Origin of the sequence: Paenibacillus sp. WLX1005, from assembly GCF_046603685.1 — a bacterium.
In the GTDB taxonomy this organism is placed as follows: Bacteria; Bacillota; Bacilli; order Paenibacillales; family Paenibacillaceae; genus Saccharibacillus.
In genome coordinates, this window is record NZ_CP176756.1 from 1,835,451 (window position 1) to 1,851,638 (window position 16,188).

Here is a 16,188-nt window from a genome sequence, read left to right on the forward strand (position 1 = left end):
GAACGGAATTATTCATGGCTAACGATATTCGCGTATGTGACGAGTGCAACCACATCCGCCTGAAAAGTATTATTCCCAAGCTGGAAAAGCTCGCGCCCGACGCAGAGATCAAGATCGGCTGCAAGTCGTATTGCGGTCCATGTGGTAAGCGTGCATTTGTATTTATTAACGGTCGTTATGTCAGCGCTCCGACGGAAGCTGAAGTGCTGGAGAAGGTTGCCAAGTTTGTGAAAAAGCCTTCTGCCAAAGCATAATACCGACAAACGTTCCCGATGAGGAGACATCTTATACAGGGAAAACGTATATCAACATCAAAGCCCGCAAGGACGATTATCGTCCTTGCGGGCTTTTTGGTGTGAAATATGAGCTGGTAATGCTGATTTATTTACTGCTGTTTGACGTACCGCCCGATTTCTCGCTGTGGAACTCGCGAATCAGATCATGAGTAATCACTTCATCGGAAATGTTCAACCGTTTCTGTGCTTCCTCGAATCCGCTGCGTGCGCGTTCCAGATTGGTGGTCTGGCGCGTTTTCAGATCGTAAGCTGTCCCGTGTTCAAATACACCATCTGCTGATGGGATATAGAATACTTTGCCATCGGTAAAAGCACCGGTGCGCAGTACGACAAGCTTATCTTCTTTTTTGTTAAACATATCATTGCCCATCAGATAATACGGACTGGCATCGACACCGAGCAAATGCAAAATCGATGGAGTCATATCGAGCTGACCGGCAGGTGTATCATACGTACCAGCATGAGCACCATCTGGCAGGTGAATCAACATAGGTACTTGATTCATCAGCTGCTCCATATCAAGATCGGACAATTCTTTGCCGAGGAATTCTTCCATCGGTGCTTTATCCTTGAGCGAATCATCGTGATCGCCATAGAACAACAGAATCGTTTTATCCCACAATCCTTTGTCCTTCAGATCTTGCTCCATCTCACCGAGCGCGGCATCTACATAATGCAGCGATTGAATATAATCGCCAAATGTTGTACCGGACAGATCACCCATATCTAATTCTTGTACCGAAGCCGGAAGAGTGAACGGATGGTGACTGGACAGTGTGATGAGGAAGGAGTAGAACGGCTGCTGTACTTCGCTCATTTTCTCAACCGATTGACGGAAGAATGATTTGTCACCGAGCGACCAGCCGAGCGGCTCGTCGATGGTATAATCATTTTTACTGAAAAATTTAGTATAGCCCATATTTTGATACATCACGGAACGGTTCCAGAAGCTTGGCTCATATGCATGGAATACATACGAATCATAACCTTGCTTGTTCAGAATATTCGGCAGTGTATCATATTCATGATCCGCATAGCGAGTAAAGACCGAACCGGTGGGCAGAGGATGCAGTGAAGCGTTAGATGCCATATCAGCATCCGATGTGCGCCCCTGCCCAGTCTGATGATAATACTGGCTAAAATAAATGCTATCCTTCATCAGTCGATTGATATTCGGTGTAATCTCCTGACCGTTGAAGCTTTTGCCGACGACAAAGTTCATAAATGCTTCGCCCTGAATAGCGATCACATTGCTGCCTTTGTATGCGCCGAACAGATCATCATCGCCTTTTTGGGAGCGAGTGTCTTGTTTGGCGGCAAACCAGTCTTTGACTTCATTTGTCTGAGCGGCTGACAATTGACTGCCACTACCAAAATGATCTTCCGCATACCGATACACATCATATCCATGAAATCCGAGTACACCGGTTACGTTATACAGCGACATATTCCACCAGTTGCCTACGAACAATCCGATTGCCCAAGTGGATGTTGCATATTTGATCGGTCCAAAGGTCAACAGACAGCCAAGTACGAATACGCCAACCCCTTGTAACAAACGAGTCCCGACACGACGGTTACGACTGCTGGATACAGCCGAGCCATTCCAGCGATTCGACGATGCGGTGATACGTTTGCCGCGTGTAATCCGTCTTATGATCAGCACGATACCGACAATAAGCAATAATAGTACATCAGCGAACAGCAGAATATCGTTCGTATGAATCAGTTCGCGAATACTACCGCCTAATGATTCCACCTGACCTGCCTGCATCAGTACCGGAATCGTAATGAAATCCTGAAAATAACGGAAATATACGAGATCGGCGAACAATAGCACACTCAGCAGCACATCGGCAATAATCAGACCGATGATACGTCCGCGGCGTGGTAACCATAACGTCCAGAATGAAGCGAGCAGGATCGAACCGATAGCGGTTATGACATCCAGCGCATTCATATCGATATTTTGCAAATGTAGATTGCTATGCAAATACAAGATTTTACCCAGCATCAGGATCAAAAATAACAAATAATCAATTCTGACCGGGGCGAACGGCCATAGCAGACGCTGTTGCCAGCTGCGGCGCTGTGACCGGGAATGTATCTGTTCCAAAATGGAGCCCCCTTGCGTAATACATCACCTTACATGATGCCCAAATTCAGTTTACAAAGTTAATCTCTGCATTACATTCAAACGGTTAGCGTGCAGTTTAACACGTTAACCCGCTCCAGTTCAAGTGCGTCAGTGCAGAACGTCAAGCAGCCTGTACCAAGGATCTGACGTACAACAGAACAGAGCAATGAAAGCAATGAGACTTGTCATTATAACAATAAGTGTAAAAAAGGGATGATCGCAGGCTTTACAACCGCAGCATCCCTGCATGAAATATATAGTGACTTTACATTCTGTTGATACAACCATTGCGTACAGTCACGCCGGATTGGAATTATGATGTTTAGTCACATCAATGAAATCATATCCGTGATCGGCGTGGCTGTACGTATGGAGATTAGAATGAGAATTGGTTAGCAATTTCTTTGATTGATCTATACCATACGTGATTTATCTGTCTGATGTGCAATCTATCTCTATCTGTTGGGATCGTCGATGCTCTAAGCGTATACAATCGCTTGGAGCTTATACTTACGAGGATGGAGCTTCTTCCTGACGCTGACGCGGCGGCAGTGGACCGAGATATTGAACAAACTGACATTCGATCCGACCGTTGTACAGCTTGCGGCGTTTGTCGGCTTTGCGTCCGAAAAATTGTTCAAAATGACGAGTTGGTGTGATTGCGAATACCGACCAATCCGGCAGATAGATGGACGATTTGCCCAGCTCACGGATCATCGCTTCAACTTCTTTCGTTTCGCTCAGACGCTCGCCATATGGCGGGTTGGTCACGATGCAGCCGAATTTGCCTTGTGGCTGAATACGCGAAACAGGCATAACTTTAAATTCAATTTCGTCGCCCAAACCTGCACTTTTGGCGCAAGCTTTGGCGATTTCAATCGCTTCTGGATCAATATCGCTACCTGTAATTTGCAGCGGAATATCGTCATTGACCGCATCGAATGCTTCGTCACGAGCTTGTTCCCACAGCTCATCCGAAATGATCGACCAGCCTTCTGACGGGAAGCTACGGCGCAGTCCGGGTGCGATATTCCAGCCGATCATTGCCGCTTCAATCAGCAATGTGCCGGAACCGCAGAACGGATCGTACAGCGGACGATGTGGACCCCAGCGGCTAAGCAGTATGAGTGCTGCCGCCATTGTTTCTTTGAGAGGCGCTTCTGTCGCATGCTTGCGGTATCCACGTTTGTGCAGTGAAGGTCCGGTCGTATCCATCGTGATCAGCGCCGTATCTTCGTATAACGATACGTCAATCGCATACAGTGCGCCGTCCTCTGGAAACCAATCGGTTTCATACGTTTGTTTGAGCTTCTCTACGACCGCTTTTTTTACGATACCTTGTGAAGCGGGTACACTGCTCAGTTGCGATTTTTGCGAGCGTCCGGAAACCGGAAATTCGCCATCGGCAGGAATATAGTCTGCCCACGATACGGCTTTTACGCCTTCAAATAATTCGTCAAATGTTGTGGCTTTGAATTCTGCCATTTTGATTACGATGCGGTCTGCTGTACGCAACCAGTAGTTACAGCGACAGATGTCGATATAGTCGCCGCTGAAGCGGACACGACCGTTCTCGGTGCGTGTATCATCATATCCGAGCAATTTTAATTCGCGCGCTACAACTGACTCAATGCCCATTGGGCAGGTAGCGATTAATTCCAGTGATTTCATTGTAGTTCTTCAACTCCCTATAAACAGTGAGATCTTTTGTTCCTAAACAAAATTCCCTTATTTATTTAATATACCGTTTGCCGGTTTCGCCCGAAAGCCATACAATCTAGTATAGGTGAATGCGTCAGTTCTTACAAACGTTTCCGTTAAAAAAGTGCCGCAATATCGGCGATTTTTGCATATCAGACTGAATTTTACATTTGAAGGGGTAGAATCATTACATGACAGAACAACATTCCAATCCAGAACATTATATGAACGAGCTGATTGAGGAAGATGAATTACTGCTACAGATCAAGCAGAAGATTCGAGAGCAGGGGATGCCGGAAGTATCGGTGGAGCCAGGCTACGGACGATTGCTGACTTTGTTGGTGCAAATGTCGCGTGCCAATCGTATTTTGGAAATTGGTGCGCTGGGCGGTTATAGCGGGGTCTGTATGGCGCGCGGATTGAGTGTCGAAGGCAGCATTACCTCGCTGGAGCTGCAACCTGCTTATGCGGCGTTGGCGCATGAACATTTACGTCAGGCGGGTCATGGGGAACAGGTGAAGTATCTCGTTGGCGAAGCGCTGCATAGTTTGGAGCAGTTGAAGCAGGAAGGCAGAACGTTTGACTTCTTTTTCATTGATGCGGATAAAGGGAATTATTTGAACTATCTGGAGTATGCGTTAGAGCTGGCACAGCCGGGAGCGATCATTGTTGGCGATAATTTGCTGCTGCGCGGTCGTACGCTGAACCCGGACAAACAAGGACCTGCTGTGCAGATAGTGCGCGAGTTCAACCGTCGTATGGCTTCCGATCCGCGCCTGACCGGTACGTTGCTGCCTGCTTATGACGGGCTGGCGATTGCGATGGTGAAGGTATAATCTTTTGAAAAAAGATAGGGGAGGGATACCGCAATATGAACGGAAGACCGATTAATATACTGGAATTTCCGATTCATCTCGGCTTGCGTAAAAAGGCTGGCGATATCGAGCCGGGTGTCCGTCATTTGCCAGGCTGGCTGCGTAGCTTTGGTTTGCACGAGCGTTTGCATAGTGCGACTGTGGCTGAACTGCTGCCGCCCGATTATACGATGAAGCAAGAGGGAGACCCTCCGCTGCTACACGTACCGGAGATTGCCCAGTATGCGCTGCAACAAGCAGAATTGCTTGGAGAACAGCTGGAGCGTCAACCGGAGCATTTGGCATTGCTGCTTGGTGGCGATTGTAGCATACTGATCGGCACGATGCTGGCATTGAAGCAGCGCGGCAGATATGGATTGTTTTTCGTGGATGGGCATACCGATTATATTCCGCCCTCTCTGTCTACGACTGGCGGGGTGGCAGGGATGGATTTGGCGATTGTTGCGGGTATGGGAGATGAACGGTTGACTCATTTGCATGGGCAGCAGCCGTATGTAGAGCAGTCGCATATTTGCTGTGTAGGCAATCGGGAATATGATGAATATTATGTTCGTCCAGTGCTGGAATCGGATGTGCATTATGTTGATCTACAGGCTGTTCGGCAACAAGGGATGGCAATTGTTGCACAGAATTTTCTGGATCAAGTGGAGTCGGAGCAATTGGACGGCTTCTGGATTCATCTTGATGTGGATGTGCTTCATCATGATCTGATGCCAGCTGTAGACAGTCCAGCGGATGATGGTCTGTACTATGAAGAATTAACGGCGCTGTTGCAGCCACTATTGAACAGTAAGAAGGTTGCTGGAATGGAACTGACGATTCTTGATCCTTCGCTTGATGCAGACGGAACGTATACACGCCCCTTTGTGCAATGGCTAGTAGATATACTGTCATGATTGGATAGATGAAGTGAGCATTGGATTTGGCAGTATAGCGATGTAAACTAAAAACCGCCGTACTGCGTTGTATGCTGGCAGTACGGCGGTTTTGGGTTTCTTGCGATGTAGTATTTTTAGAGTTATTTTCCCTGAATACAATCATTGTTATGTGATGCTGGTTGACCACGAATTATGCCGATTTGCGATGACGGTCGGCGGTTGGTTTGCTGTACAGCCGGGCGCGTACCCAGAGCATGTTCAACATTAGCAGTATTCCTGACAGTACAAACAATCCTTCTACTCCGATAAAGCCTGCCAGCACACCGCCCATCACTGAGCCAGTCATATTGCCAAGTGCATTCGTACTGCTGTTAAAGCCAAATGCCCGGCTTTCCATTCCATCCGGCGTATAGTAACGAATTAGCGAATTGACGCTTGGTAACAATCCACCCATACATAATCCCATGAGAAAGCGCACAATAATCAATTGTTCCACATTTTGCACAAAGGCTTGCGGGATGAGCATCAAGCCTGCACCGATCAGAGAAAATGTGAGGATGCGGTGAGCGCCGTACTTATCGCTCGCTTTACCAAGAATCGGCGCCATCAACATATTGGATAGTCCCGTCACCGCACTAACCAAGCCAGACCAAAAGGCGAGATTTTCCGTGGTGCCTTGTAATTTCTGCACATATAACGGCAACAATGTCATCGGGCTAATTAGTGCAAATTGCAGCAGCAACGTTACAGTGAACAGTGCTGGTAACTGCGGAGTCAGACTTAATTCGCGCAGCCCGGATAAGACGGATGTTTTGGGCATTTGTGCCGCTGCCGAGCGATCGAACTTCTCGCGTACCGAGAATAGCGCTAACAGCGTAGCGAGAAATATACATGAACCAGTAATGTAGAAAATATACCGGAAGCCAATCGTATCGGCGAGAATACCGCCGATCAGCGGACCGAGAATCGTACCAGCAATAGTACCGGATTGGCTAATGCCCATCGCAAAGCCCATCTTTTCCTTAGGCGTATTGCTGGAAATCAAAGAGGTTGCCGCCGGGTTAAAGCCAGAGATAGTACCGTTAATCAGCCGTAATGCCAGTAGATGCCATGCTTGAGTAGCAAAGCCCATCGCAGTGAACACGATCGCCATCCCGAACCCAGAGCGCAGCAGCATTACTTTACGTCCATACTGATCGGACAGCTTGCCCCATAACGGCTGGAAAATAAACGAAGTCACAAAATTGGCGGCAAAAATAAAGCCCGCCCACAGTGCGACCCGGTGTTCCCCCTGTACGCCAATATCCTGTGACAGGTACAGAGCGATAAACGGAACGATCATCGTCATTCCGGCATTGACTAGAAATTGCCCGACCCATAATACCATCAGGTTAATTTGCCAGGCTTCGAAATTAGGTTTTGAAATTTTCATCACGTTTCACTTCCTTACAATTCCATCCTGTAATTATAGCATAGTTTTACATGGATTTGGACTAATTTGGGTACAAAATCAAGAAAAAATAAAACTAATTTTCATCAGATGAAACAAGGTGCATGAATTTGCTTTGCTTTTAGCATTATTTTCCATGCTGCTAATGAGTGATACAATCTGTATGATGTCCATTTTCGTTCATAGTATTGTCATGGGATGTTCATCGTAGGGGAGTTGTTACACCTTGTGAAAAAGAGGATAATGGAATTGTGAGTCAGAACGAACGAAAACGGACATAAATGGGGTAAGAATAACTATCCTGTAATCTGTTCAACATCCCAATACTACGATGAATAACTACCGACGCGGAGGACTATGTATGAGCTATAACGATTCCTTCATACGCGCCTGCTTTAAGCAAAGTACCGACCATTTACCAGTCTGGTATATGCGTCAGGCAGGGCGTTATGATCCGGATTATCAGAAAATCAAAGAACATTACACGCTGCTGGAAATATGCCGACAACCCGAGCTGGCTGCCGAAGTGACGATGATGCCAGTACGCAAGCTGGGCGTTGACGCGGCGATTTTGTATTCAGATATTATGAATCCGGTTGCCTCCATTGGCATTGACTTCGATATTGTCAAAAATATCGGTCCTGTGATCGACAACCCGATTCGTAGCGCTGCTGATGTGGAGCGTCTGCGTCCAATTGATGTGGAAGGCGATCTCGGTCATGTGCTGGAAACGATCCGCATTCTGGATCGCGAACTGGATGTGCCGCTGATTACATTTGCCGGTGCGCCGTTTACGATTGCCAGTTATCTGATCGAAGGACGACCATCCAAAAGCTACATCCGTACGAAAACGATGATGTACAGTGAGCCGGAATTGTGGCACTCGCTGATGCGCAAGCTGGGCGACATGGTCGCAACGTATCTGCGTAAGCATGTTGAGAATGGTGGTAAAGCGTTCCAGTTGTTCGACAGCTGGGTTGGGGCGCTGTCGCCGCTTGATTTTCGCACGTATGTATTGCCGACGATCACGTATATTTTTGATCAGCTCAAAGATCTGGATGTGCCGAAGATTTATTTTCCAGGTGTAAGTTCAGGCGAACTGTTGCCAGAGCTGAATAGTCTACCCGTCGATGTGATCGGACTGGATTGGCGCGTATCGATTCCAGAAGCGCGTCGCCGTCTCGGTGGTAAATATGCAGTGCAGGGCAACCTCGATCCGTATGTGCTGACTGGACCGTCGTCGCTCATTCATGAGCACGCGCGCCGGATCATCGACGAAGGGCTGCAAGAGCCGGGGTATATTTTCAATCTCGGTCATGGTCTATTCCCGGAAGCGTCTATCGACAAGCTGAAGGAACTGACGCATTATGTGCATGAATATTCAGCGGAAGTGTTGAAGAATCGGATGACGTCGGATTGAACCGATTCTGAATGCAAACTGGCAATTTCATTTTACATTCCGCATACTATGGAGCAGAGGCTGCTGATATGTCGGTCTATAGCGAAGTGACAGCATGTGGCATACCGTCTTAACGGTGTCCATGTTGTCGGAATGGGATTCTGTTAATGACGAATTGACGCTTGTTTGTATGTATTATCCCAAAATTTAAATGAAATTTGAATCGTCGGTGTGACAATTGTCATGGATGAAGCGACAGCAATTGCTTTATTACTTTTACTATTGAGGTGATCTTTAATGGCTAACAAGAAAATTGGTGTTCTGGTCATGTCTTACGGTACTCCGGCTAGTCTCGAAGATGTAGAAGCGTATTATACCCATATCCGCAGAGGCAATCCGCCAAGCCCGGAACAACTCAAAGAACTAAAAGACCGCTATGAAGCGATTGTCGGCGGTGTATTCCCACTACGCGAAAATACGGACAATCAAGTGGCTGGATTGCAAAACAAGCTGAATGAGCTAAGCGCAGGCGGCGAGATCGAATTCATCTGTTATCAAGGATTGAAGCATGCGTATCCATTTATTGAGGATGGCATTCAGCATATGGCAAAAGACGGGATTACAGAAGCGATCGGCATCGTGCTGGCGCCTCATTATTCCACAATGAGCGTTGGTAGCTACCTGAAACGTGCGAACGAAACAGCGCAGCAGGAAGGTGTGCAGCTCACTTCAATCGAGAGCTATCACCTGCATCCGAAGTTGATCGAAACGCTGTCCAACCGTGTGAATAGCAAATTGGAACTGTTTGAAGAAACAGGCGCAACCCGTGAAGAAGTACGCGTATTGTTCAGCGCGCACAGCTTGCCAGAGCGTATTCTGAGCATGGGCGATCCGTATCGCGACCAGTTGCTGGAAACGTCCGAAGCGATTGCGAAGCTTGCCAATGTACCTTCATGGCAATTTACCTGGCAAAGTGCTGGACGTACGAGCGAGCCTTGGCTGGGACCGGACGTGCTGGACACGATGCAAGAACTGAGCGCTGAGCAAGTCAAATATGTGCTGGTAGCGCCGATCGGTTTTGTATCCGATCATCTGGAAGTATTGTATGACCTGGACATCGAAGCCCAGGAGCTGGCACAGGAGATCGATATGCGTCTGATGCGCATCGACTCACTCAACACAGACGAGCTGTATATGGAAGTGCTGGCTGACGAAGTCATCCGCAAATCAAAAGAGGTGCATGTATCATGACATCATCCGCACGGCGTATCGCCATTATCGGAGGCGGGATTACGGGAATGAGCGCAGCGTTTTATTTGCGCAAATATTTTCGTGAACAGGAATTGTCCCCACAGATTACAATTGTGGAACAATCCGGCTCACTTGGCGGTAAAGTGCATACGCTGCATAAGGACGGTTTTGTAATCGAAAAAGGACCGGATTCGTATCTGGCGCGCAAGACTGCCATGACCGAGCTGGCGCAGGAGGTTGGATTGGGCGACGATCTCGTTACGACCAACCCGAATGCGAAGAAAACGTATATTTTGCATGACGGACAGCTGCATCCGATGCCATCTGGATTGGTGCTTGGCATTCCGACCGAGCTGCGTCCATTTATGGAAAGTGATCTGATCTCCATGGATGGCAAAATTCGCGCGCTAGAAGATTTCTTACTGCCTGCCAAGATGGATGGCAAAGACGAGTCACTAGGTGACTTTATTGAGCGTCGTCTAGGCAAAGAAGTATTGGAAAATGTAACGGAACCGCTGCTGGCTGGCATTTATGCTGGCGATACACGCAAACTGAGTTTGCAGGCGACATTTCCACAATTCGGCACAGTGGAACGTGAATATGGTAGTCTGATCAAAGGCATGAATACCGGACGCAAGCCAGTCGAGACGCATACCGGCACGAAGAAAAGTACATTTTATACATTCAAAAACGGTCTGCAAAGTCTGACTGATCGGTTAGAGCAACAACTGGCGACCGATGTAACGTTCAAGCTAAACACAGGCGCAGAATCGATCCGCTACGAGAACGGTCTGTATACGATTGCGCTTAGCGATGGTACGACGCTGGAAGCGGAGCATGTCGTAGTGACTGTGCCTGCTTTTGCCGCTGCACCGCTGTTACAAGGGCATGTGGATACTGCCGCGCTGGATCAGATTAACTATGTATCAGTTGCCAATGTTGTGATGGCATTTGACCGCAAAGATATCGAAACGGAATACGATGGCTCCGGCTTCCTCGTGCCGCGCAAGGAAGGTCGCACGATTACCGCCTGCACATGGACATCGACCAAATGGTTGCATACTAGCCCGGATGATCGGGTGCTGATGCGCTTCTACGTCGGTCGCGATGGACAGGAGCAGATTGTCGACGAGTCTGATGAGCAGATTACGGAAAAGGTACTGCATGATATGCGCGAGCTGATGGGCATACAAGCGACGCCACTGTTTACCGAGATTACCCGTCTGCGTCGTTCGATGCCGCAGTATCCGGTCGGTCATCTGGATGACATTAGCGCACTGCGCAGCGAGTTGTCGACAGAGCGCCCAGGCATGCTACTACTTGGTGCTGGTTATGACGGCGTAGGTTTGCCAGATTGTATTCGCACTGCCAGAGATGCTGCCCAATTGGAAGCGCAGCGTACAGTGTCTTTACGCGTATTGAAATAACATCATATACATTCGATGAACAAGTACCAAATGAATAGATGATCCCGGTAGGTGTACGATGCCTAGCCGGGATTTTTGTCGTGTTTTGTTCTAACACTTGCTTTCTGGTTAAACGTTATGTAAGCGTTGACACGTAAAAGGAAGCAACGCCATCTTATTTGAATCGCAGAATGGAGGAATTATTAATGAAATTGCTTGCCATCACTTCCTGTCCTAACGGAATTGCGCATACATATATGGCAGCCGAAAATTTGCAAAAAACAGCAGATCAGATGAACATTCCTATCAAGATCGAAACGCAAGGCTCAATCGGTGTGGAAAATGCGTTCACTCAGCAGGATATTGCAGAGGCGGATGGCATTATTATTGCTGCCGATAAGGCGGTGGACAAAAGCCGATTTGTTGGCAAAAGGCTACTGACTGTTGGTGTGCAGGACGGCATTCGTCGACCGGAAGAATTGATCCAGATGTTTGTCGACAACAATGTACGTGCATATAACGGTGATCAGCGAGAGTTGCGATCGTCCGAAGAGATCCGCAATGAACGACAAGATCGGCAAAATCCGATCTATCGCCATCTGATGAACGGTGTCTCGTATATGATTCCATTTATCGTGATTGGCGGGCTGCTGATTGCAATTGCACTCACACTGGGCGGACAGCAGACACCAGGCGGTATTGTTATACCAGACGGGTCGTTTTGGAAAACGGTTGAGAGCATTGGCAGCGCGTCATTTACGTTTATGGTGCCCATTCTAGCAGGCTTTATCGCAGTTAGTATTGCCGATCGTCCGGGGCTTGCGCCGGGTGTAGTCGGCGGCTTTATTGCGGCAAATGGTAGCTTTTATGGAAGTGAAGCGGGAGCAGGCTTTCTTGGCGGCATTGTTGCTGGTTTTCTGGCGGGTTATGTAGCACTAGCGATTAAGAAAATCAAAGTTCCAAAAGCGCTATTGCCGATCATGCCGATTATTATCATTCCGGTTATCTCGTCGCTGATCGTCGGGCTGATCTTTGTCTTTCTGATTGGTGCGCCGATTGCAGCGTTTTTCGAATGGTTGACTGGATGGTTGGCAAGTATGCAGGGCACCAGCTCGATTCTACTGGCATTGATTTTAGGAGCGATGATTGCATTCGATATGGGCGGACCGGTGAATAAGGTCGCCTTTCTGTTCGGCTCGGCAATGATTGGTGAAGGTAATTATGAGATTATGGGACCGATTGCCGCTGCAATCTGTGTGCCACCGATTGGTATGGGGCTTGCTACCTTTATTCATAAGCGTAAATTCCGTGGTACGGAGCGGGAAGCAGGCAAAGCTGCGTTTACAATGGGCTTGTTTGGCATTACTGAAGGAGCGATTCCATTTGCCGCTCAAGACCCGCTACGTGTCATTCCAAGCATTATGATCGGTTCGATGAGCGCATCAGTCATTGCAATGTTTGGCAAAGTCGGTGATCGGGTGGCGCATGGTGGACCGATTGTGGCACTGCTGGGCGCAGTTGATCATGTAATTATGTTTCTGCTTGCGATCATCGTCGGTGTACTAGTAACGGTACTGATGATCGGCTTGTTGAAAAAGGATATAGGACAAGAGCCAGCAACAGCATTGGCTGGTGCGACGTATAAAGGTACTGATTCCACATATAACGATACAGAAGGGAAGAACCCAATCATGAATTCACACTCCAACGATTCCACTGGCGATCTTACACTGAGTTCACATTCCAATCATACTAGTGATCATCACGCCAATGCCAATGATCACCAGAACCATAATCAACAGTCTGACGCTCATCAAGGGCTTGAACAAGCGGATACGAACGTAGAGAACAAGGTGAAGCAAGAAGAGGTCGGCGTGAAAAAGGAAAGCATTCACTCGTTAACCGACATTGTTACACCGCAGTCTATTGTACTTCAGCTTGCAGGCGATACACGGGATGATATTATCGACGAATTAATCGATGTGCTGGATAGCGAAGGCATACTATCGTCCAAATCGCAGTTCAAGCAGGCGATTCTAGATCGCGAGCAGGAAAGTTCGACCGGGATCGGCATGAATATCGCCATTCCACATGGCAAATCGGATGTCGTCAAGCAGCCGCGTGTCGTATTCGGTATGAAACGCGACGGCGTGGATTGGAACAGTGCTGATGGCAGCGATGCACGCCTTATCTTTATGATTGCCGCACCGATCAAGGGCGAGAGTAATGCCCATCTGAAAATATTGCAAATGTTATCACGTAAACTCATGGACGACTCATTCCGCGAACGACTATTGTCAGTACAATCGAATGAGGAAGCATATAAGTTGCTATCTGAGGTGCATTAACTATACGTTTGTGCCCGAATTTTCATCAATATGGATCAGAGATTATGTTATATGAGACATATAATATGAAAATAGAAGGTTATGTTATATCTCTATTTTCTTTTACGTTCTTTTACGCAAGGTGCTGCCAATCCCGCGTGATGACAGGGCTGGCGGTCAGCACGCTTTTCGCTCCTTGTACGAACCTGTTATACTAAACAGGACGTATGAGTAAAAGGAGTAATGTATGTATTCAACACGATCAGAACAAAACCGTCACCAAAGACAGGAAGCAATACGACGACGCAAGCGCCGATTCAGACGCTGGATGCTGCTGAATACGGCACTCGTCGTGGCGGTCGTCCTGGTTGGAATGGTGTATTGGATGAATGAACATCAGCAGTCTGGGTCACCAACAACAGTTGCTGCCACCACCTCGGTGCCGCAGTCAGCAACAGAAGAACATAATAAGATGCCAACATCTTCCGATGCAACGACAACGGAGGATGAATCCGGCGATCTTTTACCTGAAAATGAGTCTGGTGCGTTGTCCGGTGAGAGTGAGCAGACACCGAACGCGACCGAGCAACAAGATCCTTCCACATCAGCAGAAGAATCACCGGATACTACATCGGAGACACAGCAATCGTCAGAGCAGAATGCGGTAGCGGACGAATCGTCATCCCAAGCGCAGACTGGTTCTGATGATGAGGATTCCTCTGCAACGAAGAAGCCTTCACCGACTTCCGGCGATGCTGGTGCATCGACAACACCGACGCTGGAGCCACAAACGGATACCGTGCCTGATGGACGTACGGTCACGATGAATTTTGGCGGTGATGTGATGTTTTCGGGTAAAGTAGGTGAATTGCTGGCGCAGAAAGGGTATGATTACCCGTATCAGTATGTGAGCAAGCTGTTCACATCGGACGATCTGACAGTGGTCAATCTGGAAACGCCAGTGACCAGCTCGGATACGACAGCAGCGAACAAAACGTATACGTTCAAGTCTTCCCCAGAAGCATTGCCGCATATGGCAGCCGCAGGCATTGATGCAGTCAATCTGGCGAACAACCATATTCTCGATCAGGGCGTCAGCGGCTTAACCGATACGATCAAGCAGCTGGATCAGAGCGGCGTTTCCTATGTCGGTGCGGGGAACGATAGTACACGCGCGTATCAGCCGATGTATTTTGAACGTAAAGGTATTAAGATTGCACTACTCGGATTTAGTCGCGTGATCCCGGAGACAAGCTGGAATGCGGGCAAGAATCAGCCCGGCGTAGCAACTGCTTATGATGCAACTGCCGCCCAAGCTGCCATTCGTGAAGCGAAAAGCAATGCCGATCTCGTCGTCGTTGTCGCCCACTGGGGAGTAGAGCGTTCCGATACAACGGTCGATCACCAGACCGATCTGGCACATCGCTTTATCGATGCAGGTGCTGATCTGGTTGTCGGCGGTCATCCGCATGTGCTGCAAGGATTGGAGCAGTACAAAGGCAAATGGATCGCTTATAGCACAGGTAATTTTATTTTCACCCGTTCCTTGACCGAGAAGACATGGGATACCGGCGTCTTTCAAGCGGTATGTAGTGTGAAGGGCGAGTGCAGCATGAAGGTGATTCCGTATACTGCCAATCTGGGACAACCGGTTCCGATGGCAGAACAACAAGCGCAGACGTTATTGCAGCGACTGCAAAGCCTATCAAGCAATATCCGCTTTGATGTCAAAGGAAATGCGATACCATAATTCATTGCTATCTGCATACACAACCAAGTATATTCATCAAAACAGGGTCTATTCATAAACTAGTCGCAGAGGAGAATGTTCATAATGAGTGCCATTCGCAACGTATACTGTGTAGGACGCAATTACCGACTGCATGCTGAAGAACTGGGAAATGAGGTGCCAACATCGCCGATGATCTTCCTCAAGCCTTCCCATGCGGCAGTACCATTCTCTACTGATTCTCTAGTACTGCCTGCCAATCAGGGCGAGATTCATTATGAAGCCGAGCTGGTTGTGCGCATCGGACGGGATTACGAACGTGGGCTGTCTGCTGAACAGCTCGTAGACGGTGTGGCGCTGGGAATTGATTTTACACTGCGCGATGTACAGAGTATGTTGAAGAAAAAAGGTCATCCATGGACAGCGGCAAAAGGGTTCAAAAACTCTGCGCCAGTGACCGACTTTGTACCATTCCCGGGCAATCAGGGCTGGCTGGACAATGAGTTTGCTCTACTGAAAAATGATCAGCAGGTGCAGCTTGGTTCCACGAGAAATATGATCTTTTCATTGGAAACCATTATGGAGCATATTGGCGAGACGTATGGATTGTCTGCTGGCGATATTATTTTTACGGGTACGCCGGAAGGTGTCGGCCCAGTCGTAGCTGACGATACATTTGAACTGATCTATGCGGGGCAATCGCTTGGCACCTGTCGGATCGCCCAATGATGAACAACGG

The 16,188-nt window shown here is 48.1% G+C and carries 13 protein-coding genes; 10 read left to right on the top strand and 3 right to left on the bottom strand.

The window, feature by feature from the left end; genetic code table 11:
- Positions 1-14 precede the first annotated feature (14 nt).
- The gene (locus ACE3MZ_RS07925) at positions 15-254 is read left to right on the top strand and encodes a DUF1450 domain-containing protein (RefSeq protein WP_411345906.1); all 240 of its coding nucleotides are present in this window, start codon (positions 15-17) and stop codon (positions 252-254) included.
- A gap of 127 nt (positions 255-381) precedes the next feature.
- Here the strand turns inward: ACE3MZ_RS07925 and ACE3MZ_RS07930 are convergent, their stop codons facing one another.
- Together ACE3MZ_RS07930 and ACE3MZ_RS07935 are read right to left on the bottom strand one after the other, a co-directional pair.
- Positions 382-2,412 (bottom strand): LTA synthase family protein, encoded by a 2,031-nt coding sequence (locus tag ACE3MZ_RS07930; protein ID WP_411345907.1) that lies wholly within the window; start codon positions 2,410-2,412, stop codon positions 382-384.
- A gap of 531 nt (positions 2,413-2,943) precedes the next feature.
- On the bottom strand, positions 2,944-4,104 hold the full coding sequence (locus ACE3MZ_RS07935; protein WP_411345908.1) for a class I SAM-dependent RNA methyltransferase: 1,161 nt from the start codon (positions 4,102-4,104) through the stop codon (positions 2,944-2,946).
- 221 nt (positions 4,105-4,325) lie between these two features.
- Between ACE3MZ_RS07935 and ACE3MZ_RS07940 the strand changes: the two genes are divergently transcribed.
- Both ACE3MZ_RS07940 and ACE3MZ_RS07945 read left to right on the top strand, forming a co-directional pair.
- A complete protein-coding gene (locus ACE3MZ_RS07940) occupies positions 4,326-4,970 on the top strand; it encodes an O-methyltransferase (protein WP_411345909.1) in 645 nt (214 codons plus the stop codon).
- Positions 4,971-5,005: 35 nt separating this feature from the next.
- Positions 5,006-5,905: an arginase family protein gene (locus ACE3MZ_RS07945; protein WP_411345910.1), complete on the top strand. Its 900-nt coding sequence runs from the start codon at positions 5,006-5,008 to the stop codon at positions 5,903-5,905.
- A gap of 172 nt (positions 5,906-6,077) precedes the next feature.
- Here the strand turns inward: ACE3MZ_RS07945 and ACE3MZ_RS07950 are convergent, their stop codons facing one another.
- The gene (locus ACE3MZ_RS07950; protein ID WP_411345911.1) at positions 6,078-7,319 is read right to left on the bottom strand and encodes an MFS transporter; all 1,242 of its coding nucleotides are present in this window, start codon (positions 7,317-7,319) and stop codon (positions 6,078-6,080) included.
- A gap of 379 nt (positions 7,320-7,698) precedes the next feature.
- On the opposite strand from ACE3MZ_RS07950, the gene hemE reads away from it, so the two are divergent.
- The 7 genes from hemE (at position 7,699) to ACE3MZ_RS07985 (ending at position 16,178) form a co-directional block, all read left to right on the top strand.
- Positions 7,699-8,757 (top strand): uroporphyrinogen decarboxylase, encoded by a 1,059-nt coding sequence (gene hemE / locus ACE3MZ_RS07955; RefSeq protein ID WP_411345912.1) that lies wholly within the window; start codon positions 7,699-7,701, stop codon positions 8,755-8,757.
- A gap of 276 nt (positions 8,758-9,033) precedes the next feature.
- A complete protein-coding gene (gene hemH / locus ACE3MZ_RS07960; protein WP_411345913.1) occupies positions 9,034-9,987 on the top strand; it encodes a ferrochelatase in 954 nt (317 codons plus the stop codon).
- Positions 9,984-11,414 (top strand): protoporphyrinogen oxidase, encoded by a 1,431-nt coding sequence (gene hemY / locus ACE3MZ_RS07965; RefSeq protein ID WP_411345914.1) that lies wholly within the window; start codon positions 9,984-9,986, stop codon positions 11,412-11,414. The genes hemH and hemY overlap by 4 nt, the downstream gene beginning before the upstream one ends.
- 185 nt (positions 11,415-11,599) lie before the next feature.
- Positions 11,600-13,741 (top strand): fructose-specific PTS transporter subunit EIIC, encoded by a 2,142-nt coding sequence (locus tag ACE3MZ_RS07970; RefSeq protein WP_411345915.1) that lies wholly within the window; start codon positions 11,600-11,602, stop codon positions 13,739-13,741.
- Between the two features lie 222 nt (positions 13,742-13,963).
- Positions 13,964-14,113 (top strand): hypothetical protein, encoded by a 150-nt coding sequence (locus tag ACE3MZ_RS07975; protein ID WP_411345916.1) that lies wholly within the window; start codon positions 13,964-13,966, stop codon positions 14,111-14,113.
- Positions 14,106-15,470, top strand: coding sequence for a CapA family protein (locus tag ACE3MZ_RS07980; RefSeq protein ID WP_411345917.1), 1,365 nt, complete (start codon positions 14,106-14,108; stop codon positions 15,468-15,470). The genes ACE3MZ_RS07975 and ACE3MZ_RS07980 overlap by 8 nt, the downstream gene beginning before the upstream one ends.
- An 84-nt stretch (positions 15,471-15,554) precedes the next feature.
- Positions 15,555-16,178, top strand: coding sequence for a fumarylacetoacetate hydrolase family protein (locus ACE3MZ_RS07985; protein ID WP_411345918.1), 624 nt, complete (start codon positions 15,555-15,557; stop codon positions 16,176-16,178).
- Positions 16,179-16,188: the final 10 nt, after the last annotated feature.

Coding starts and splice junctions, on each gene's coding strand:
- ACE3MZ_RS07925 (WP_411345906.1), top strand. CDS start 15: ATGGCTAACGATATTCGCGTATGTGACGAGTGCAACCACATCCGCCTG.
- ACE3MZ_RS07935 (WP_411345908.1), bottom strand. CDS start 4,104: ATGAAATCACTGGAATTAATCGCTACCTGCCCAATGGGCATTGAGTCA.
- ACE3MZ_RS07940 (WP_411345909.1), top strand. CDS start 4,326: ATGACAGAACAACATTCCAATCCAGAACATTATATGAACGAGCTGATT.
- ACE3MZ_RS07945 (WP_411345910.1), top strand. CDS start 5,006: ATGAACGGAAGACCGATTAATATACTGGAATTTCCGATTCATCTCGGC.
- ACE3MZ_RS07950 (WP_411345911.1), bottom strand. CDS start 7,319: ATGAAAATTTCAAAACCTAATTTCGAAGCCTGGCAAATTAACCTGATG.
- hemE (WP_411345912.1), top strand. CDS start 7,699: ATGAGCTATAACGATTCCTTCATACGCGCCTGCTTTAAGCAAAGTACC.
- hemH (WP_411345913.1), top strand. CDS start 9,034: ATGGCTAACAAGAAAATTGGTGTTCTGGTCATGTCTTACGGTACTCCG.
- hemY (WP_411345914.1), top strand. CDS start 9,984: ATGACATCATCCGCACGGCGTATCGCCATTATCGGAGGCGGGATTACG.
- ACE3MZ_RS07970 (WP_411345915.1), top strand. CDS start 11,600: ATGAAATTGCTTGCCATCACTTCCTGTCCTAACGGAATTGCGCATACA.
- ACE3MZ_RS07975 (WP_411345916.1), top strand. CDS start 13,964: ATGTATGTATTCAACACGATCAGAACAAAACCGTCACCAAAGACAGGA.
- ACE3MZ_RS07980 (WP_411345917.1), top strand. CDS start 14,106: ATGAATGAACATCAGCAGTCTGGGTCACCAACAACAGTTGCTGCCACC.
- ACE3MZ_RS07985 (WP_411345918.1), top strand. CDS start 15,555: ATGAGTGCCATTCGCAACGTATACTGTGTAGGACGCAATTACCGACTG.